This is a genomic window from Rahnella victoriana (assembly GCF_004330295.1).
Lineage (GTDB): Bacteria > Pseudomonadota > Gammaproteobacteria > Enterobacterales > Enterobacteriaceae > Rahnella > Rahnella victoriana.
Window position 1 is genome coordinate 221,078 of sequence record NZ_SJOJ01000001.1, and the last position, 20,780, is coordinate 241,857.

The 20,780-nt window shown below is 56.1% G+C and carries 19 protein-coding genes; 8 read left to right on the forward strand and 11 right to left on the reverse strand.

Features of this window, described 5'->3' with window-relative positions:
• Positions 1-90: 90 nt before the first annotated feature.
• From EYY67_RS01095 to EYY67_RS01125, 7 genes are all read right to left on the reverse strand, one after another.
• Positions 91-834 (reverse strand): type 2 GTP cyclohydrolase I, encoded by a 744-nt coding sequence (locus EYY67_RS01095; RefSeq protein ID WP_095925086.1) that lies wholly within the window; start codon positions 832-834, stop codon positions 91-93.
• Between the two features lie 72 nt (positions 835-906).
• Positions 907-1,419 carry a DUF5384 family protein gene (locus tag EYY67_RS01100; protein ID WP_229920941.1) on the reverse strand — a complete coding sequence of 171 codons (513 nt, stop codon included), beginning with the start codon at positions 1,417-1,419 and terminating at the stop codon, positions 907-909.
• Between the two features lie 12 nt (positions 1,420-1,431).
• On the reverse strand, positions 1,432-1,905 hold the full coding sequence (locus EYY67_RS01105) for a hypothetical protein (RefSeq protein WP_095925084.1): 474 nt from the start codon (positions 1,903-1,905) through the stop codon (positions 1,432-1,434).
• Positions 1,906-2,164: 259 nt separating this feature from the next.
• A complete protein-coding gene (locus EYY67_RS01110; RefSeq protein ID WP_131692636.1) occupies positions 2,165-3,145 on the reverse strand; it encodes an MBL fold metallo-hydrolase in 981 nt (326 codons plus the stop codon).
• 33 nt (positions 3,146-3,178) lie between these two features.
• Positions 3,179-4,609 (reverse strand): deoxyribodipyrimidine photo-lyase, encoded by a 1,431-nt coding sequence (phrB, locus tag EYY67_RS01115; RefSeq protein WP_119826614.1) that lies wholly within the window; start codon positions 4,607-4,609, stop codon positions 3,179-3,181.
• A gap of 10 nt (positions 4,610-4,619) precedes the next feature.
• Entirely contained in the window at positions 4,620-5,573 is a 954-nt protein-coding gene (locus EYY67_RS01120) for a YbgA family protein (RefSeq protein ID WP_131692637.1), read from the reverse strand.
• A 283-nt stretch (positions 5,574-5,856) separates the two neighbouring features.
• Positions 5,857-6,063 carry a YbfA family protein gene (locus EYY67_RS01125; protein ID WP_095921190.1) on the reverse strand — a complete coding sequence of 69 codons (207 nt, stop codon included), beginning with the start codon at positions 6,061-6,063 and terminating at the stop codon, positions 5,857-5,859.
• Between the two features lie 303 nt (positions 6,064-6,366).
• Here EYY67_RS01125 and EYY67_RS01130 point away from each other — a divergent pair, with 303 nt between their 5' ends.
• Genes EYY67_RS01130 through kdpE form a run of 6 tightly spaced genes read left to right on the forward strand, consistent with a single transcriptional unit; the run spans position 6,367 to position 14,257 of the window.
• Positions 6,367-6,456 carry a K(+)-transporting ATPase subunit F gene (locus tag EYY67_RS01130; protein WP_071823630.1) on the forward strand — a complete coding sequence of 30 codons (90 nt, stop codon included), beginning with the start codon at positions 6,367-6,369 and terminating at the stop codon, positions 6,454-6,456.
• Positions 6,457-8,145: a potassium-transporting ATPase subunit KdpA gene (gene kdpA / locus EYY67_RS01135; protein WP_131692638.1), complete on the forward strand. Its 1,689-nt coding sequence runs from the start codon at positions 6,457-6,459 to the stop codon at positions 8,143-8,145.
• Between the two features lie 43 nt (positions 8,146-8,188).
• A complete protein-coding gene (gene kdpB / locus EYY67_RS01140) occupies positions 8,189-10,255 on the forward strand; it encodes a potassium-transporting ATPase subunit KdpB (protein ID WP_131692639.1) in 2,067 nt (688 codons plus the stop codon).
• Positions 10,256-10,288: 33 nt separating this feature from the next.
• The gene (gene kdpC / locus EYY67_RS01145) at positions 10,289-10,867 is read left to right on the forward strand and encodes a potassium-transporting ATPase subunit KdpC (RefSeq protein WP_195817015.1); all 579 of its coding nucleotides are present in this window, start codon (positions 10,289-10,291) and stop codon (positions 10,865-10,867) included.
• Between the two features lie 7 nt (positions 10,868-10,874).
• A complete protein-coding gene (gene kdpD / locus EYY67_RS01150) occupies positions 10,875-13,571 on the forward strand; it encodes a two-component system sensor histidine kinase KdpD (protein ID WP_119826623.1) in 2,697 nt (898 codons plus the stop codon).
• Complete coding sequence (kdpE, locus tag EYY67_RS01155; protein ID WP_095921184.1) at positions 13,568-14,257, forward strand: two-component system response regulator KdpE; 690 nt, start codon at positions 13,568-13,570, stop codon at positions 14,255-14,257. The genes kdpD and kdpE overlap by 4 nt, the downstream gene beginning before the upstream one ends.
• Here the strand turns inward: kdpE and EYY67_RS01160 are convergent.
• From EYY67_RS01160 to seqA, 3 genes are all read right to left on the reverse strand, one after another.
• The gene (locus tag EYY67_RS01160) at positions 14,247-14,963 is read right to left on the reverse strand and encodes a PadR family transcriptional regulator (protein WP_095921183.1); all 717 of its coding nucleotides are present in this window, start codon (positions 14,961-14,963) and stop codon (positions 14,247-14,249) included. The genes kdpE and EYY67_RS01160 overlap by 11 nt on opposite strands.
• A 185-nt stretch (positions 14,964-15,148) precedes the next feature.
• The gene (pgm, locus tag EYY67_RS01165; RefSeq protein WP_095921182.1) at positions 15,149-16,792 is read right to left on the reverse strand and encodes a phosphoglucomutase (alpha-D-glucose-1,6-bisphosphate-dependent); all 1,644 of its coding nucleotides are present in this window, start codon (positions 16,790-16,792) and stop codon (positions 15,149-15,151) included.
• A gap of 25 nt (positions 16,793-16,817) precedes the next feature.
• Positions 16,818-17,372 carry a replication initiation negative regulator SeqA gene (seqA, locus tag EYY67_RS01170; RefSeq protein WP_095921181.1) on the reverse strand — a complete coding sequence of 185 codons (555 nt, stop codon included), beginning with the start codon at positions 17,370-17,372 and terminating at the stop codon, positions 16,818-16,820.
• Between the two features lie 241 nt (positions 17,373-17,613).
• Between seqA and ybfF the strand changes: the two genes are divergently transcribed.
• A complete protein-coding gene (gene ybfF, locus EYY67_RS01175; protein ID WP_131692640.1) occupies positions 17,614-18,396 on the forward strand; it encodes an esterase in 783 nt (260 codons plus the stop codon).
• A gap of 262 nt (positions 18,397-18,658) precedes the next feature.
• Entirely contained in the window at positions 18,659-18,940 is a 282-nt protein-coding gene (ybfE, locus tag EYY67_RS01180) for a LexA regulated protein (RefSeq protein WP_015690259.1), read from the forward strand.
• Positions 18,941-19,015: 75 nt separating this feature from the next.
• On the opposite strand, the gene EYY67_RS01185 is transcribed toward ybfE, so the two are convergent.
• Positions 19,016-20,680: a methyl-accepting chemotaxis protein gene (locus EYY67_RS01185; RefSeq protein WP_119826629.1), complete on the reverse strand. Its 1,665-nt coding sequence runs from the start codon at positions 20,678-20,680 to the stop codon at positions 19,016-19,018.
• Between the last annotated feature and the right edge of the window lie 100 nt (positions 20,681-20,780).

Sequence of the window (20,780 nt, forward strand, 5' to 3'; positions counted from 1 at the left end):
ATCCGGCCAGCGCACAGGGACAGGAGCGTACAGTGAGTACGTGACTGGCACGCGCACTGCCCGGATTCAAAATGGCAAAAAAGATAGCCCCTAGGCTGGGTTATCGATGTCGATAAACATAACGTCCAACCCATGTTCTGCCTGAAGCCATTCACCCAGTGCTTTCACGCCATAACGTTCGGTGGCGTGATGGCCTGCGGCGAAGAAATGCAGCCCCATTTCGCGGGCGATGTGTATGGTTTGTTCGGACACTTCACCGCTGATGAAGGCATCGACGCCAAATTCCGCCGCTTTCTGAATATAGCCCTGACCGCCGCCGGAACACCATGCCACGCGGCGGATTTCAGCCGGGGCATTCTGTGAGCTGTGCAGCACGTTGCGATCCAGCGTGACTTCAATCCGCTGGCGGAATTCCTCACCGGTCAGCGGTTTTTCCAGCTCACCGTAGGGCAGCAAAATAGCGATTTCACCCTGCACGGTGATACCGAACAGTTTTGCCAGTTGCGCGTTATTGCCGAGTTCCGGATGTCCGTCCAGCGGCAGGTGGTAGGCGTACATATTGGTGTCTGTCGCCAGCAGGGTTTTGAGACGGTTGCGTTTCATGCCACGGATTTCCGTCGGCTCGTCTTTCCAGAAATAACCGTGATGCACCAGCACCGCGTCCGCTTCAACGGCTATCGCGGCATCCAGCAGATCCTGCGACGCCGTCACGCCGGTGACCACGCGCTGTACTTCGCGACGTCCTTCGACCTGCAATCCGTTCGGTGCGTAATCTTTGTAATTGCTGATATCCAGTTTCTGGTTAATCAGCTGTTCAAGCTGGAGGTTGTTCATGGCGTTCCACTCTTCATTAAATATCGCCAGAGGATAACGCAAGCGGCGGCCCGACAACAGCCACCGGGCCGGTTAGTTAAACCATTTTCCGGCTTTAATTTCCTGCGCCTTGCCTTCACTGATCATCTTCGCCTGACTGCCCTGTGACAAATTGCGGTTAGCATCCGCCTGAGACTGGGTGACATCCGTCTGTGCAGCCTGCTGTTTGAGATCCTGCGCAATAAACTCATTTTCATGCGCGGTACGCGCCTGCAGTTGCTGCAATTCCAGTTTCTTTTTATCCACATTTAACTGTCGTAGCTGATCTTCATAATTCTGATCGCGGTGTTTATCTTTTAACCGCTCGGCTTCCCGCGCTCTGGCGCGTGCATTGGCGGCGGCAATCCGTTTATTACGCTCGGCCTCACGGTAACGGTAATAAGCCTCTTCGCGGGCCTGATAATCATCCCATCGTGCCTGCTCTTCCGCCTGCCCCTGATTTTCTGCCTGCGCGACATTCGATAATTGTTGCTGTAAATCGGCTGAAAAAACGGCAGCCGGAGACACTGAAAGGAATAACATCAGTAATACAATTTTATTTTTCATGATATCCCTTGTTTATTTTCCAGCCGGACAAGTGCTGTTTGGCTGAATACGGGTTTCATTCTTTTGCGTCATAAAGACTACCGCCAGCCCGTTAGTAAACTGGCAGGCGCGCCCGACCTGAACCGAAGTATATATTTTCGTATCATCTTTATAACTGAGGCTGACCCCTTCCACCGTATTACGGCTGTTCACCGCAGAGCCGGTGACGCCGCCAAGCGTAGCCCCGCCCACCGCGCCACCGACCGCCGCCAGATCACCGCCATGCCCCAGCGCATAGCCCGCGACACCGCCGGCGATAGCGCCCAGAACCGAGCCTACCAGCGTAGCGGTATTCCGGTTATCCTGATTATTGACCGTTATTTTGGCGGGTAAGACTGAAAGTATATTGACCGTACGCGTTTCCTGTCGCGTATTTAACTGGTCAGTGGTAAAGGTATCCGCAGCATATTGATCGGCATTAGACTGACAGCCGGTTAATAAAGCCATTAACACGAAAGATGAAACCGCTATTTTTGTTTTCACAATTATTCCCTGTGGTTTATGTTCTTTATTATCAGAACACCTTGCGGGAATAATACGGCGGAGAATTTTTACCTGCTGTCAGGATTTGTCTTTCGTCATGACGAATTCTTTACACTTAATCCATAATTCATGTTCCGAAGCCCGTTGCAGAGTTTTCATTTCTCCACAATTGACTCGGAACAATCTTAATTAAAAATCAGGCCAGAATAAGGGGGGTAACGCATCAGAATTTCAGCCGTTCACCCTGCTGCATCCGCACAAACTTCACCCCCAGATTATTGCCTTTTTCCAGCTGCGCCATGATGGCTTTTTCAGGATCGGCACCGGCCTGCAGGGTCGGTTTAACGTGGCTGATGATCACGGTCAGGTCTTTCAGTGACCCCTCGCCGCCCGCAGAGTTTTGCAGATGCGTCAGTTCTTTTAACAGCCAGTCAGGGGTGAGGTGCCCGAACAGTTTGCTGTCAGGCACACCGTCGGGATAAGAGGTTTCGATAATGATGCCTTTCAGGCGTTTGGCTTTGATTTCGTCGCCCAATACGCGCCAGACGGTATCGAGATTTTTGGATTTCTCGACCTCATCCGGGCCGGTGTCGCCGAAGAAAGCAAACGACGCATTATTGCGGCTGATCAGGATCATGCTGGAAGGCGTGCCGCCATGACTAAGCGGATAAAGGGTGCCATCCAGACCGGTCAGGCCGAGGGAGAATCGCTGTGCCGGACGCTGCTGATTCAGGCGATAGGTGCCGATGCGAAAACCGCTGCCGGAGTCGGTGAAATTCGGCCAGACGCGGCCATTGAAGTAATGCTGGCGCAGCGTGCCGATGGTATCCGCCGTGCCGTAAATCGGTTTTTTACTGTCTTCCGGCGAGCTGATGATCAGCCCCGCCAGATGGTCGAGATGGCCGTGGCTGATAAAGTATCCGCCAATCAGATTGCGGAACACCGCACCCTGCGGCGTCAGCGGCGCAGCGTTTTCTGCGGTCACCTCAGGAAAACTGCCTTTGGCCAGTCCCTGGCTGATGCCCGGCAATACCGAACCGGCATCCAGCCCGAGATACAATTTCTGATCGTCACTTTTAATCAGATACGAGGTCAGATTGCCCTCTTCCACCCCGCCGTTCACGCCCAGCGCCACCACATCGAACGCCGCAGTGGCCTGTCCCGCCCAGCACGCCAGCATCAGCGCCAGCAGGTATTTTTTCATCACATCGCTCCTTGTCGTGGTGAGAGACAAACGTCAGTCTGCCCGGTTTTTCGCGGCCTCAAAGGCGGCAAGCGTGTCTTTTCGCGCCCGCGCGTGATCAATCACCGGCAGCGGATAGTCTAGCACGCGATGATGTTTTTCTGCCCAGCGATGCGGGGTGTGAATGTCTTTTTCCGGCACATCCGACAATTCTGGCAACCAGGCCTTGATAAAACGTCCGGCTTTATCAAAGCGTTCGCCCTGCGTCGTCGGGTTGAAAATGCGGAAATACGGCGCGGCATCGGTACCGGTGGACGCGCCCCATTGCCAGCCGCCGTTGTTTGCGGCCAGATCGCCATCCAGCAGTTGCGACATAAAATAGCGTTCGCCTTCACGCCAGTTGATCAGCAAATCTTTCACCAGAAAACTGGCGACAATCATGCGCAGACGGTTATGCATCCAGCCGGTTTGATTGAGCTGACGCATTGCCGCATCGACGATGGGATAACCGGTTTTGCCCTCTTTCCATGCCTGCAAATCATCCGGCGCATGACGCCAGCGCACGTTGTCAGTCCACGCAACAAACGGCTGATGTTTGCAAAGCTTCGGCCAGGCGACGATCAGATGACGGTAAAACTCCCGCCACACCAGTTCATTCAGCCAGCCGAACGCGCCGCCGTCGGTTTTCTCCAGAACGTGCGGGCATTCCGTGCGCACACGGTTCAGACACTGGCGCGGCGACAGCACACCAATCGCCAGATACGGCGACAGCGAACTGGTGCCGTCAACGGCGGGTAAATCGCGCTGTTCGAGATAATCCTGTACCTGTTCACGACAAAAACTCCGCAGCTGATGTCGCGCGGCGTCCTCGCCAATCGCGAAGTCTTCACCGATATCTGCCAGCGGATAATCAAAGGGCATCAGCCGGTGCATCACTACTTTTCCCTGATGTTCGCGGGCTTGCGGCGCAGGCAGAGAGCGGCTGTCCGATTCGGTCAGACGGGATAAAAAGGCCCGGCGAAACGGCGTGTAAACCTTGTACATTTCATTGTTGCCGGTGGTCACGGAACCCGGCGGCAACAGCAGACTGTCGTCAAACGCATGGCAGGTGACGGATCCGCCCACGGCCATTTCTGCCGCGTCATCCCGCTGACGCTCGTTGATTTCATACTGTTTGTTGTAAAACAGCGCATCGACATTTTCGGTTTTACAGAAATCCTTCAGCCAGTCCACGCTGCCCGCAAAATCATTGCACTGATGGTAATGCAGCGGGATACCGCGTTCCGCCAGCGCATGTTGCAGTGCCTGAAGATGCTGATAAATGAACATCGCCTGCCGTGGCGCCATTTCATGCTGCTTCCACTGATCCGGCGTGGCAATAAAAACAGCAATTACGCGGGCATGCGGATCTTCACAGGCAGCATGTAACGCGCGGTTGTCGGTTATCCGCAGATCATTACGGAACCAGACTAAATGCGTGGTCATAATTTTCCTTTTAATGTCCGTATCGAAGTTTTAAGGCTTCCGGGTAAGGCTCGAAATAACGCTGATCAGCCAGATAAGCATCCGGATATTCCGACATGTAATGTTTGAGCAACGTGATGGGCGCCAGCAGCGGCTGCACGCCCTGACGGTAGCGGTCGATCAGGCCCGCCAGCTCCTGACGCTGTGGCGAACTCAGCTGTTTACGGAAATATCCCTGCACATGCATCAGCACATTGGTGTGATTACGGCGCGTGGCTTTGTGACGCAGCAGGTTCATCAGCCGCAGGCGGTATTCGTCAAAGTATTCCTCGAGGGATCCCCACTCTGCCATCGCGGCGACAAAGCGCCCCAGTTCACGGTATTCCGGCTGAGAGTGGGCCAGCAACGTCAGTTTATAACGGCTGTGAAACGCCATCAGTTTGCCGCGCGTCAGGCCGCTTTCCCGCAACTGATTCAGTTCGAAAAGCGTAAAGACCCGTTCGACAAAATTCTCGCGCAGCACCGGATCGTTGAGGCGACCATCTTCTTCCACCGGCAGCCACGGATGCTGTTTCATCAGCTCAGCGGTATAAATCCCGACACCGGCTTTTTTGGCGTCTTTACCGTTGGCGCTGTACACCCGCACCCGCTCCATCCCGCAGCTCGGGGATTTCGCGCAGACGATGTAGCCGCAAAGACCGGCCAGCGGCGCCACACGTTTTTCCGCGTATTGCTGCATTTTTTCAGTAATGTCGATGCTCTCGTCATTACTGAAGCGCATCACCACACTGTCGTTCATCTTCACCAGCCGCAGCGCCGGACGCGGCGTCGGTAAGCCGATCGCCATTTCCGGGCAGACCGGTTCAAACCGCACATACGGCGCGAGTTGCTCCACCGCAAACGCCAGACGTTTATGCCCGCCATCGAAGCGGACATTTTCACCCAGCAGGCATGCACTGATACCTATCGGAATTGTTTTCATCATTGTCTGCGCCTTGCGTTGGAAGAAGAAAAGGAAGGCGGCATTAACTCATCACCTTCACGTATAACCTTAGCACAAGTTATACATAAAAATAATGTTGTACAGGTTTATCGACAGGCAATAAAAAACCCCGTCGGGAAAACGGGGTTTCTGGCCCCTCCCCCTGCGAAGGGGGAGGATGGGAGGGGGTTTAGCAGACCGAACAACGGCTTACGCAGACTTCAAATCGTGTGTTTGACCTTAATACCCCACCTCAACCCTCCCCTTCGCAGGGGAGGGAGCTGAATTAATAAAAATCTTGTGTCGCCATCTCAGCGTGACTCAGCCACACCGGCTTATCGCTGGTTTTCATCCAGACGCGGTGTAAATAGCTGTAAAAACGGGCGCGGTCAGCGCGGAACAGCATGACCGGCAGTGCCAGAACACCGGCAGCAATAACAAAAGCGCGGCGGGCCAGTATGCGGGTCATGGTATATGGCGTGTATTCATTCATCGCGTTGCTCCTGTGAAATTTGGAAAGTTTTCGGAAACTGTAAGTTGCGAAAAATATACCGCAATTGATGAAATTTTACTACTCATCTGACCACTTAAAAGTGTAAATTTTCGCCAAATTCACCCTATTACTGTAATTGAGTTACAGAATGGTTAAATAAATACGCATTTTGAGTTTCTTTTGAGTTTCATTTTTGGTTATTTTTATACTTTTTTTACACGCACGAACCCTTTCTTTTCAGGATCTTTTCCCGCCTTTCCCTATTCTCGCCACAACATAAAAACACACCTGTGGAGGTGGATTGTGAGTGTTGGCGTAATCTGCGGCGCATTACTGGTTCTTCTGCTGCTCGGCTATCTGGTTTATGCCCTGCTGAATGCGGAGGATTTTTAAATGGCTGCGACCGGTTTCTTACTGATTGCCAGTTTTATGCTGGTGCTTTTGCTGCTGGCAAAACCACTGGGACACTTTATTGCTCAACTGATTGAAGGACAGCCCGGCGCATTTTTACAGCGCATTGAGAACGGCGTTTTACGTACCTCTGGCAGCAGCACGGCTGAAATGAACTGGTGGCAGTACGCGCTGGCGATCATGGTATTCAACATTTTGGGCATTATCGTGCTGACGGCCCTGCTGATGGCGCAGGGCGTATTGCCGATGAACCCGCAGCATTTTAGCGGGTTGTCCTGGGATCTGGCGTTCAACACCGCTGTCAGTTTCGTGACCAACACCAACTGGCAGGCGTACAGCGGCGAAAGCACGCTGAGTTATCTCAGCCAGATGGCCGGATTAACGGTGCAAAACTTCCTCTCCGCCGCCACCGGTATCGCCGTTGCCTTTGCGCTGATCCGGGCATTTGCGCGTCCTTCGGCGCAAACCATCGGGAACGCCTGGACGGATTTATGGCGCATTACGCTGTATCTGCTTTTGCCGGTCGCGTTTCTGCTGGCGCTGTTTTTCGTCAGTCAGGGCGTGCTGCAAAACTTCGAAGCCTATCAGCACATCACCACGCTGGAAGGCCTGCAACAGACGTTGCCGATGGGGCCGGTGGCCTCGCAGGAAGCGATCAAAATGCTCGGCACCAACGGGGGAGGCTTCTTTGGCGCTAACTCCGCGCATCCGTTTGAGAACCCGACCGCTCTGACCAACATGGTGCAGATGCTGGCGATTTTCATCATCCCGTGCGCGCTGTGTTTTGCGTTTGGCCGTGTGGTCGGCGACAACCGTCAGGGTCACGCGCTGGTCTGGGCAATGTCGGTGATTTTTGTGGTGTCCGTGGTGGTGGTGATGTACGCCGAACTCAAAGGCAATCCGCACTTCACCGCGCCTGGCGTCAGCAGCAATTTCAATATGGAAGGCAAGGAAAGCCGCTTCGGCATTCTGGCTTCGGCGATGTATGCGGTCGTGACGACAGCGGCCTCGTGCGGCGCAGTCAACGCCATGCACGATTCCTTTACCGCGCTCGGCGGCATGGTGCCGATGTGGCTGATGCAGATTGGTGAAGTGGTGTTCGGCGGCGTGGGTTCCGGCCTGTACGGCATGCTGCTGTTCGTCTTGCTGACGGTGTTTATTGCCGGGCTGATGATAGGCCGCACACCGGAATATCTCGGTAAGAAAATCGACGTTTACGACATGAAGATGACGGCGCTGGCGATCCTGGTCACGCCGACGCTGGTGCTGCTCGGCACCGCACTGGCGCTGGTCACCGATGCCGGTCGTGCAGGGATTTTAAACCCCGGCGCACACGGTTTCAGTGAAGTGCTGTACGCCGTATCTTCCGCCGCCAATAACAACGGCAGTGCTTTTGCCGGGCTGAGCGTCAACACACCGTTCTACAACCTGCTGCTGGCAGCCTGCATGTTCTTCGGCCGCTTCGGGGTGATTATTCCGGTGCTGGCGATTGCCGGTTCACTGGTGGTGAAAAAGCGCCAGCAGGCAGGCAACGGCACCCTGCCCACCTCCGGCCCGCTGTTTATCGGTCTGCTGGTCGGCACCGTGTTGCTGGTCGGCGCGCTGACCTTTATTCCGGCGCTGGCGCTGGGACCGGTCGCGGAACATTTGCAGGTCTGGTCCGCACAGTAATGCTGCGTAACCCGTTGAACTGATGAATATAGAGACGAAAAAAATGAGTCGTAAACAACGTGCGTTATTCGAACCTCGCCTGATCCGCACTGCCCTGCTGGATTCGGTGAAAAAGCTGGATCCCCGCGTTCAGTGGCGTAATCCGGTGATGTTCGTGGTGTATCTGGGCAGTATCCTGACCACGCTGATCTGGCTGGCGATCCTGATGCATCGCACTGACGGCAGCGCGGCGTTTACCGGCAGCGTGTCGCTGTGGCTGTGGTTCACCGTGCTGTTTGCCAACTTTGCCGAAGCCCTGGCGGAAGGCCGCAGCAAGGCGCAGGCGCAGAGCCTGAAAGGCGTGCAGAAAACCAGCTGGGCGAAAAAAATCTACGAACCGCGCCCTGAATCACCGGTGATCAAAGTCGCCGCCGATACGCTGCGCAAAGGCGATTACGTGCTGATCGAAGCGGGCGATACCGTGCCGTGCGACGGTGAAGTGCTGATCGGCGGTGCATCGGTGGACGAAAGCGCCATTACCGGCGAATCCGCGCCAGTGATCCGCGAATCCGGCGGCGACTTCTCCTCGGTCACCGGCGGGACGCGCGTGTTGTCCGACTGGCTGGTGGTTGAGTGTTCAGCCAACCCCGGCGATACCTTCCTTGACCGTATGATTGCGATGGTCGAAGGCGCGAAACGCCGCAAGACGCCAAACGAAGTGGCACTGACCATTTTGCTGGTCGCCCTGACGCTGGTGTTCGTACTGGCGACGGCCACGCTGTATCCGTTCTCGCTGTTCAGCGTTAACGCCAGCCACGCCGGTATTCCGGTCACCATTACCGTACTGGTGGCGCTGCTGGTGTGTCTGATCCCGACCACCATCGGGGGCTTGCTGTCGGCCATCGGCGTGGCAGGCATGAGCCGTATGCTGGAAGCCAACGTCATCGCCACCAGTGGCCGCGCGGTGGAAGCCGCCGGTGATGTGGATGTGTTGCTGCTCGACAAAACCGGCACCATCACGCTCGGTAACCGTCAGGCATCGCAGTTCCTGCCCGCGCCTCAGGTGACGGAACAGGAACTGGCCGATGCCGCGCAGTTATCGTCGCTGGCCGATGAAACGCCGGAAGGCCGCAGTATCGTGGTGCTGGCGAAGCAGCGTTTTAACCTGCGCGAACGCGATATTCATTCGCTGAATGCGACTTTCGTCCCCTTCTCCGCGCAGACCCGCATGAGCGGCGTCAACGTCGGTGAGCGCAGCATCCGTAAAGGTGCGGTGGACGCCATCCGCCGCCATGTGGAATCCAACGGCGGTACCTTCCCGAAAGCCGTCGATGGGCTGGTGGAAACCGTGGCGCGTAAAGGCGGCACGCCGCTGGTGGTCGCTGAGGGCGCGAAAGTGCTGGGCGTGGTCGAGCTGAAAGATATCGTCAAAGGCGGCACCAAGGAACGTTTCGCCGAGCTGCGCAAAATGGGCATCAAAACGGTGATGATCACCGGGGATAACCGGCTGACCGCTGCCGCCATCGCCGCCGAAGCGGGCGTCGATGATTTTCTGGCAGAAGCCACGCCGGAGGCCAAACTGGCGTTAATTCGTCAGTATCAGTCGGAAGGTCGGCTGGTCGCCATGACCGGCGACGGCACCAACGATGCGCCCGCACTGGCGCAGGCCGATGTGGCGGTGGCGATGAACTCGGGGACACAGGCGGCGAAGGAAGCCGGGAACATGGTCGATCTCGATTCCAACCCGACCAAGCTGATTGAAGTGGTACATATCGGTAAACAGATGCTGATGACGCGCGGATCGCTGACCACTTTCAGTATCGCCAACGACGTGGCGAAGTATTTCGCCATTATTCCGGCGGCGTTTGCGGCGACCTATCCGCAACTGAATGCGCTGAACGTGATGCATCTGACGTCGCCGTCGTCGGCCATTATGTCGGCGGTCATTTTCAACGCCCTGGTGATTGTGTTCCTGATCCCGCTGGCGCTGAAAGGCGTGAGCTATAAAGCCATGAGTGCCGCCGCGCTGTTGCGCCGCAACCTGTGGATTTATGGTGCAGGCGGTCTGCTGGTGCCGTTTGCCGGTATCAAGCTGATCGACGTGATCCTGACCGTTTTACATCTGAGCTGATTGTTGAGGAAGACCATTATGTCCGTTAAAAAAATGTCCTATGTGCGTCCGGCTCTGGTGATGACGGTGCTGCTGACGCTGGCAACCGGCGTGGTGTATCCGCTGCTGACCACCGGCGTGTCTGAGCTGGTGTTCCGCCCGCAGGCAATGGGGTCGCTGATCAAAGACAGCGGCAATAAGGTGATTGGCTCTGAGCTGATCGGGCAGAACTTTACCCGCAATGAGTATTTCCAGGGACGCCCGTCCGTTACCGCCGATTCACCGTATAACCCGCTGGCATCGGCGGGGAGCAATCTGGCAGCCAGTAATCCGGCATTGGATCAGGCGGTAAAAGACCGCGTGGCGGCGCTGCGCAAAGCCAATCCGCAAAGCCCGGCGACAGTGCCGGTGGATCTGGTGACCGCCAGCGGCAGCGGGCTGGATCCGCAGATTTCCGTTGACGCGGCGCAATGGCAGGCACCGCGCATTGCAGCCGCGCGCGGTCTGCCACTGGCGCAAGTGAATAAATTGATTGATGATAATACATCATCGCCGCTGATTGGTTTCCTCGGCCCGGACGTGGTTAACGTGCTCGGGCTGAATCTGGCGCTGGATGAACTGAAAGCTCAATAAGGATGATATGACTGACGATCGCCCCGATCCGGACAGCCTGCTGGCGCTGGCTAATGAGAAGCCCCGCGGGCAACTAAAAGTCTTTTTCGGCGCCTGTGCGGGCGTCGGGAAAACTTTTGCCATGTTGCAGGAAGCACAGCGTCTGCGCGCCACCGGCCTTGACGTGCTGGTCGGCGTGGTGGAAACCCACGGAAGGCAGGAAACGCAGGCGCTGCTGCCGGGGCTTTCTCTGTTACCGCCGAAACGCATACACCACCGTGGCCGTCAGGTGCAGGAGTTTGACCTCGACGCCGCGCTGGCCCGCCGCCCTGCCCTGATCCTGATGGATGAACTGGCGCACAGCAATGCCGCCGGTTCGCGCCATCCGAAACGCTGGCAGGACGTCGAAGAGTTACTCGATGCCGGTATCGACGTGTTTACCACCGTGAATGTTCAGCATCTGGAAAGCCTGAACGATGTGGTCAGCGGCGTCACCGGCATCATTATTCGCGAAACCGTTCCCGACCGTCTGTTTGATGACGCCAGCGAAGTGGTGCTGGTGGATTTACCGCCGGACTCCCTGCGTCAGCGCCTGAAAGAGGGCAAAGTTTACATCCCCGGTCAGGCTGAACGCGCCATCGAACATTTCTTCCGTAAAGGCAATCTGATTGCCCTTCGCGAACTTTCCCTGCGCCGCACCGCCGACCGGGTTGACGACCAGATGCGCGAATACCGTGACGATCAGGGCGTTAACCGCGTCTGGCATACCCGCGACGCGCTGTTGCTGTGTATCGGTCACGGCAGCGGTAACGAAAAACTGGTTCGCGTCGCCGCACGGCTTGCCGCGCGTCTCGGCTGCGTCTGGCACGCGGTATATGTGGAAACTCCGCGTCTGCACCGTCTGCCGGAAGGCCAGCGCCGCGCCATTTTGCATTCGCTGAAACTGGCGCAGGAACTGGGCGCGGAAACCGCCACGTTATCCGACCCGCAGGAAGAACAGGCGATTTTGCGCTACGCCCGTGAACATCGTCTGGGCAAAATCATGACCGGCCGCCGCCGTGAAAAACGCTGGAAATTCAGCGCCAGTTTTGCCGATAAACTGGCGGATATCGCGCCGGATCTCGATCTGATCGTTGTCGGACTGGAAGATGCGCCGGTGACATCGCCGCGCAAAGAACAGGACTCCCGCACCTTCGCCGACCGTTTCAGCCGTCAGTTGTGGGGGTGTGCGCTGGCCGTGGCGCTGTGTGCGGTGATCACCGTGATGTCGCAATGGCTGGTGCCAACTTTCGATCAGGCCAATCTGGTGATGGTGTATCTGCTCGGCGTGGTGATCGTTGCGCTGTTTTATGGCCGCTGGCCGTCGGTGCTGGCGGCGGTGATTAACGTCGTCAGCTTTGATCTGTTTTTCGTGCAGCCACGCGGCTCGCTGGCAGTAACAGACGCGCAATATCTGGTGACCTTCGGCGTGATGCTGATTGTCGGCATTCTGATCGGCAATCTGACCGCCGGGGTACGTTATCAGGCGCGCATCGCCCGTCACCGTGAAAAACGCGCACAGCATCTGTATGAAATGTCCAAAGGGCTGAGCCAGTCGCTGACGCCGGAAGCCATCGCGCAAACCAGCCGTCACTTTATTTCTTCCAGCCTGAATGCCAAAACCGCCATTTTGCTGCCGCAGGAAAACGGCGAGCTGGCGCAACCTGCCGGTGAAATCACGGCGATTGTGGTGGATGACGCCATCGCCCGCTGGAGTTTCGATAAGAAACTGCCTGCCGGTGCGGGCACCGATACCCTGCCCGGCGTGCCGTATCAGCTGCTGCCGCTGGTGGCGTCGGGAGAGTCGCGCGGCCTGCTGGCGGTCGAACCGCCAAATATCCGCCAGTTGCTGGTGCCGGAACAACAACGCCTGTTGCAGACCTTTACCGTGCTGATTGCCAATGCGCTGGAGCGTCTGCATCTGGCCGCCCGCGCAGAAACGGCGCGGCTGGAAACCGAGCGCGAGCAACTGCGTAACTCGCTGCTCTCCGCGCTGTCGCACGATTTACGCACGCCGCTGACGGTGCTGTTCGGGCAGGCGGAAATCCTGACGCTGGATCTGGCATCGGAAGGCTCGAAGCACGCGCCGCAGGCCAGTCAGATCCGCCAGCAGGTGCTGAGCACCACGCGGCTGGTGAACAATTTGCTGGATATGGCGCGCATTCAGTCCGGCGGATTTAACCTGCGCAAGGAGTGGCAGTCGGTGGAAGAAATCACCGGCAGCGCGCTGCGGATGCTGGAACCGGTGCTGGCGCATGACAATATTCAGATCGATTTGCCGAAAGAAATGGTGCTGGTCAATTGCGATGCCAGTCTGATCGAACGGGTGCTGATCAATCTGCTGGAAAATGCCCATAAATATGCCGGTACCGGCGCGACGATTGGCATCAAAGCCATTCCGCTGGATGAGTGGCTGGAGATTGAAGTCTGGGATAACGGCCCCGGTATTCCGGCCGGTGCTGAACAGACTATTTTTGAAAAATTCGCCCGTGGCAATAAAGAATCCGCCATTCCCGGCGTGGGGTTGGGATTAGCGATTTGTCGTGCCATTATTGAGGTGCACGACGGACGGATCTGGGCGGAAAATGGCCCCGACGGCGGTGCGCGTTTTCGTTTCAGGTTGCCGCTCGAGGCATTGCCGGAGATGGAAAGTGACATGGAATCAGACATCAACGAGGCATCGTGAGCGCATCCCCGGTAAATATTTTAATTGTTGAAGATGAAAAAGAAATCCGCCGCTTTGTGCGCACGGCACTGGAGGCGGAAGGCTTGCGGGTGTTTGAAAGCGAGACGCTGCAACGCGGGCTGATTGAGGCCGGAACCCGTAAACCGGATCTGATTATTCTCGATCTCGGTTTACCGGACGGTGACGGCCTGACGTATATCCGCGATTTGCGCCACTGGAGCGCCATCCCGATCATTGTGTTGTCGGCACGCACCCGCGAGGAAGACAAGATTGCTGCGCTGGATGCCGGTGCCGATGATTTTCTCACCAAGCCGTTTGGCGTCGGTGAACTGCTGGCGCGGGTTCGCGTGGCGCTGCGCCGTCATGCGGGCAGTTCACAGGAAAGCCCGCTGGTGACGTTTGCGGATGTGACGGTGGATTTGATCAACCGGCGCGTACAGCGGAACGGGGAAGATTGTCATCTGACGCCGATTGAATTTCGCCTGCTGGCCGAACTGCTGGCAAACAGCGGCAAGGTCATTACTCAGCGTCAGTTACTGAGCCACGTCTGGGGCCCGAACTATGTCGAACACAGCCATTATCTGCGCATTTACATGGGGCATCTGCGTCAGAAGCTGGAGGCCGACGCCACCCGGCCGCGTCATTTACTGACGGAAACCGGCGTGGGCTATCGTTTTATGCCTTAGGTTCGTCAGCTTCCGCTCTGGCTTCGCCAAATTCGGCTTCCAGGCTTTCAGCCGCCTGCTGCAAAATCGCATTCACACGCACCACCTGCTCCGGCGTTAAATCCGCACGCATCATGTTGCCGCGCAGGGCGTGGCGCAGGCGATGCATGGATTCATGGATGCCTTCCGCCAGGTTGTTTTCACGCGGACGCTGAGCGCCGGCCAGACGGGCAAAAATCACATCGACCGCCGCCTGATGCTGCGCCAGTTCCACTTTGCCCGCTTCGGTGATTTGATAACTTTTGCGGCCATTGCCGGTGGCGACAGGCTCAAGGAAATCCTGTTCTTCCAGCAGCGTCAGCGTCGGGTAAATCACGCCCGGACTCGGTACATACAGACCGGAAGAGGCTTCTTCGATGGCTTTGATCAGCTCATAACCGTGGCTCGGTTTTTTCGCCACCAGCGCCAGCAGTACGCGGCGTAAATCACCGTGTTCAAACAGACGATGTACACCCCGCTCACCGCGCCCGCCACGGCGACCTTCGCCACGTCCGCGACGTTCGCGCCCTTCTTCTCCCCGTTCTTCACCGCGATGACGGCCGTCACGACGTAACGCATGGCGCTCGCTGTGATCACCAACATCAGATTCATGACGGCAATGACCGCGATGCCCTTCTTCCCGGCTACCGTGACCGCGATGGCGGCCTTCAAACATTTTGCTAAACATATTGTATGCCCTATTTAGATATATCGAATTATTTCGATATATCTAAAGTAGATCGGTTTTCAGAAACTGGCAAGCGGAAAAACGCATTTAGATATATCTTTATTAACATCTGAACTTCCGGCAAGAAACGGGCAAAAAAAAAAGCGCTGAATAATCAGCGCCTTTGATGAGAAGCAGAGAACGGCTTATTTAGCGTCGGCAAGAACCTTGCTGACGATTTCTACCGCTTCTTTCTCGATTTGTTCACGGTGTTCAGCACCGAGGAAGCTTTCACAATAGATTTTGTAGGCTTCTTCTGTGCCGGACGGACGTGCCGCAAACCAGCCGTTTTTGGTCATCACTTTCAGACCGCCAATGGACGCACCGTTACCCGGCGCGTTGGTCAGGCGGGCGGTGATCGGGTCACCGGCCAGGGTGTCTGCTTTCACCTGTTCAGGAGAAAGTTTAGACAGCGCGGCTTTCTGTGCGTGCGTCGCAGGCGCCTGAATACGGTTGTAGCTTGGTGCGCCAAAGCGGGCCGCCAGCTCGTTGTAATGTTCCTGCGGATTCTTGCCGGTGACGGCGGTGATTTCCGCGGCCAGCAGACACATGATGATGCCGTCTTTGTCGGTTGACCACGGTGTGCCGTCGAAACGCAGGAATGAAGCCCCGGCACTTTCTTCGCCACCAAAACCGAAGCTGCCGTCAAACAGACCGTCAACGAACCATTTGAAACCGACCGGCACTTCCACCAGCTTACGGCCCAAATCTTCCACCACGCGGTCGATCATCGCACTGGAAACCAGCGTCTTACCGACGGCAACGTCTTTGCCCCACTGCGGACGGTGCTGGAACAGGTACTGAATCGCCACCGCCAGATAATGGTTCGGGTTCATCAGACCGGCAGGTGTCACGATACCGTGGCGGTCGTAATCCGGGTCGTTAGCGAAGGCCAGATCGAACTTATCACGCAGGGCCAGCAGACCGGCCATCGCCGATTCAGACGAGCAGTCCATGCGGATCACGCCGTCGTGGTCGAGATGCATGAAACGGAAAGTCTGATCGACTTCATCGTTTACCAGCGTCAGATCCAGTTTGTAATGTTCCGCGATACGCTTCCAGTATTCGATACCGGAACCGCCGAGCGGATCCACACCCAGTTTCAGGCCGGCTTTCTGAATCGCGGCCATATCCACGATATCGGTCAGCCCTTCGATAAATGGCTGCACCAGATCTTTCGCCACCAGATGACCGCTTTTCCACGCCTGATCGAGAGACTGACGTTTCACACCGGAAAGCTTAGCCGCCAGCAGTGCGTTAGCACGCTTCTCAATTACCGAGGTCAGATTGGTATCTGCCGGGCCGCCGTTGGTCGGGTTATATTTGATGCCGCCATCTTCCGGCGGGTTGTGCGAAGGCGTGATGACGATGCCATCTGCCAGCGCGCCGCCGTTGCGGTTGTGGGTCAGGATGGCGTGAGACACGGCCGGTGTCGGCGTGAATCCGTTGTCTTCCTGAACAATGACATCCACGCCATTGGCGGTCAGCACTTCCAGCACAGAGATAAATGCCGGTTCGGACAGCGCATGGGTATCTTTACCCACGTAGCACGGGCCGGTGGTGCCCTGCTCTTTACGCACTTCAGCAATTGCCTGAGCAATCGCCAAGATGTGCGCTTCATTAAAGCTGTGACGCAACGAACTACCGCGATGGCCGGACGTGCCGAATTTCACCGCGTGTGCAGTGTTAGCCGGATCCGGTTGCAGAACGTAATACTGTGACGTTAACTGCGCCACATTGATCAAATCGCTTTGCTGAGCAGGTTGCCCTGCACGGGGGTGATTAGCCACTGGCGCTTCTCCCTTACGCTGAAATTTAGAGGGTGCCGCACACTTTGTCAGTCAGTTCCGCCGGGAACTGCATGAGCTGCATGATGTGTTCGATCATGCTGCGTTTGCGACCTGTGTTGGTATTCGTAATAACCCAATACGGCGTTCCGGGAACGTGTTTAGGCTTGGTATGAATGCCGTTTTGCAGCAGGGTTTGCTGGTCACCGGCAAAATAGGTCCGCGTGCGGCCGGTCAGAGAGTCGGTCGCCGTCGCAAATTCTTTCGGGTTGAGGGTATACAAGGTCGACAGGATCAGCATAAAGCGGTTCACCGCTTTGCTTTGTTCTGCGTATTCATCGGACAGCAGCAGTTCACGGACGGCGCGGACTTTATCACGCGACGTCGGGGCTGCGGCGGCGGCAGGTTTTTCCTGCGCGACAGTGCCGGCGATAACAGAAGGGGTCACTGGCGCGGCAGGAGCGGTCTGACCGGCAGTAAACTTCAACATACGGCGTAAAATATCAGACGCGCTTTCACCGATTGCTTGCGTATGGCTGGCAATATAGCGGTAGAGTTCTTCGTCAACCTCAATAGTTTTCATCTTTATCCAGTACTGTTTTTCTACTTAATTCATTCAAAAGGATTATACAAATTTCTACGCAGTAACAAACAGAGGAATTGCGCCGCGAAGCAAAATCCAGACAACTTCCCGATTTTGCTGCATGCTGACATCAACCCGCCGGCTTCCTGATAGACAAATCCCGCTCTGGCATCTGGCAGACACTTTCTGTTTTCAAAAATTATCCGCAAGTCATGATAACCTAATGAGATTGTTTATCTGTATGAACTTCGCTATGAAATTACATTATCGCCTGCAAGAAGCTGACGTCGCTGGCAGCACCGCCCTGCCGGTTTTACTGATCCACGGCCTGTTCGGCACCCTCGATAATCTGGGCATTCTGGCCCGCGACCTGAAAAAACAGCATAACGTGTTACAGGTCGATTTGCGTAATCACGGTCAGTCAGGACGCGCCGGCGAGATGTCTTATGCCGCCATGGCGCAGGATTTAGTGGAAACGCTGGATGAGGTGGGTTTCCAAAAAATCATCGTTATCGGTCACTCAATGGGCGGAAAAGCGGCAATGGCGCTGACGGCGCTGATCCCTGATCGCATCGAAAGGCTGATCGCCATTGATGTCGCGCCGGTGGATTACCACGTGCGCCGTCATGATGAGATTTTTGCGGCAATTAACGCGGTAACCGACGCCGGACTCCGCGACCGCACCTCGGCCACTGAGTGTATGCGTGAGTATATAAAGGAAGACGGCGTGATCCAGTTCCTGCTGAAATCGTTCCAGCAGGGAGAATGGCGTTTCAACGTGCCGGTGCTGCTGAGCGAATACGACACCATTACCGGCTGGGAAGAGGTGCCGCCGTGGGATCATCCGGCGCTGTTTATCCGTGGCGGTTTATCGCCGTATGTGCAGGATGAATATCGCGATGCGATTGCCCGCCAGTTCCCGCAGGCCAAAGCGCATGTGGTGGCGGGAGCGGGTCATTGGGTGCACGCCGAAAAACCCGATGCGGTGCTGCGCGCTGTGCATCGTTTCATCGATGCAGCCTGAGGTTTAACATCCTGGGGATAAATTGTGCAAAAAGTCTGCACAACTTAGGAAGTTATCATGAAATCAGGGCAATCAGGCGTTGTGAACCCCAGGCGCGCCAGTGTATGATTGCGCGCTATAATTTTGCCACCCCGTTTTACTCACTGTGAGTCGCGGGGGGTAAATTGGGTCAGGGTTTCTTAGCCCGAAATGTGTGAAACGCTCGTCAGGAACCGGCTTGCCGTTTTCCGATGTAAAAACTTCCCTGGTTGTACCGCTACCTATGGCAAAAGAACAACTGGATCGCACGACGATTGATCTGTTCGCAGATGACCGCCGTCCTGGGCGTCCAAAAACAAATCCGCTATCCCGTGATGAACAGCTCAGGATCAATAAGCGCAACCAGTTACGCCGCGATAAAGCGAGCGGCCTGCGTCGCGTGGAGCTGAAAATGAACGCCGATGCTGTTGATATGCTCAATAAGCTGGCAGAAGAACGCAATATCAGTCGTAGCGAATTGATTGAAGAGATGCTGCTGTCGCATCTTAACGGTCATGAAGGCTGATTGAAAACGGGTAACCCTCTCAGGCTACCCGTTTGTTTTTTCTTAACTATTCCACGCTAACGCTTTTCTTCCCCCTCAGAACGTTTCCCAGTTTTCAGCACTTTTCGCCGAAAGCATGCCGGTATCCGGACGCAGTAATGGCGCGGAAATTGACTTCGCCGGACGCGATCCGACGCTGGTCACGCTGTCTTTCAGCTTGAACGTGGCGACGGCGTTGTTCAGCAATGACGCCTGTTCTTCCAGCGAAACCGCAGCCTGCGATGCCTGTTCCACCAGCGCGGCGTTCTGCTGCGTCACGCTGTCCATTTCAGTGACGGCCACCGCCACCTGGCTGATGCCTTTGCTTTGTTCATCAGACGCAGACGCGATTTCCGCCATGATATCGGTGACGTGCGTAATGGAACGCACCACTTCATTCATGGTCTGACCGGCGTTTTCAACCAGCCGCGAACCGCTGTCGACGCGGGAAACCGATTCGCTGATCAGCTGCTCGATTTCCTTCGCCGCCTGCGCACTGCGCTGTGCCAGATTGCGCACTTCGCTGGCGACCACCGCAAAACCCCGTCCCTGCTCGCCCGCACGCGCGGCTTCAACCGCGGCGTTCAGCGCCAGAATGTTGGTCTGGAAAGCGATGCTGTTAATGACCGACGTGATTTCGGCAATTTTCTTCGAGCTGCCGGAGATGTCTTTCATGGTGCTGACCACATCCGCGACGATATTCCCGCCGCGCTGCGCGGTACCGGAGGCTTCAATCACCAGCTGGCTGGCGTGATGCGCGTTATCGGCATTGTGTTTCACGGTAGCGGTCAGTTCTTCCATGCTGGCGGCGGTTTCTTCCAGCGCCGAGGCCTGTTCTTCTGTACGGGAAGACAGATCGTTGTTACCGGCTGAAATCTCTGACGCGCCCTGATAAATGTGGTTGGTACAGTTACGGATGGTTTGGACGGTATTCACCAGACTCAGCTGCATTAAGTTCAGCAACGGGATCAGCTTACCGGCACAGTTTTTACCGAACTCTTCCAGATAATGCGTCAGGTCGCCGCTGGCGATCACCGCGAAATGGTCGCGGATTTGATCCAGTGGTCTCACCAGCGCCATCACCAGATAACGGTCGGTCAGGAGTAAAATCACCAGCCCGATACCAAACGCCGTCAGCAAAATCACTTTGCCGATGGAGGTCAGATGGGTCGATTGACGTTGCGCCGCATCGAAATCAACGGCGATCTGGCCGCTGACGTTTTCCATGGACGCGCCAAAGCTGCGGCTCAGCGCAGGGACGGTTGAATTGGCGAGCTGGTTATAAGTCCCGATATCCTTGCTGCTCGCGGCGGCAAATAACGGCGTGACGCCCTGCGTGATCAGGTTGTCCCAGTTAGTGCTCAGTTCCTGAACGGCGGCTTCTTCCAGACCTGGATGCGGCGCTGTTTTAAAACTGGCCAGCGCCTGCGTCAGTCCGTCGAGGGATTGTTTCGCGGTATCAAAAATTTCCGGCCCTTTTGATGGGTCGGCCTGAAGCTGTGCGACGGCGCGGCTCAGGCGCGTCACGGTACGAAAATACTGATCATTACCTTTGTTGATCAGCGCCATATTGTTGACCAGCTCGGTACTGTTTTTGGTATTTTGCGTCAGCGTGTCAAGTGAGGAGACGGTGTAAAGGGAAACACCGGCCCACATGACGCAGAAGATGCCAAGAATCGTTAATAATGCGGCCCTGATGGTGATATTTTTTAAAAACTGCACGATATGCCTCTCTCGAAACAGGACTGTTTCTGGTCTGAGGATTGACGGGGATGCGGAGAATCAAGACAGGTAACCAGCAGGCAAGTGCCCCAGGACATGT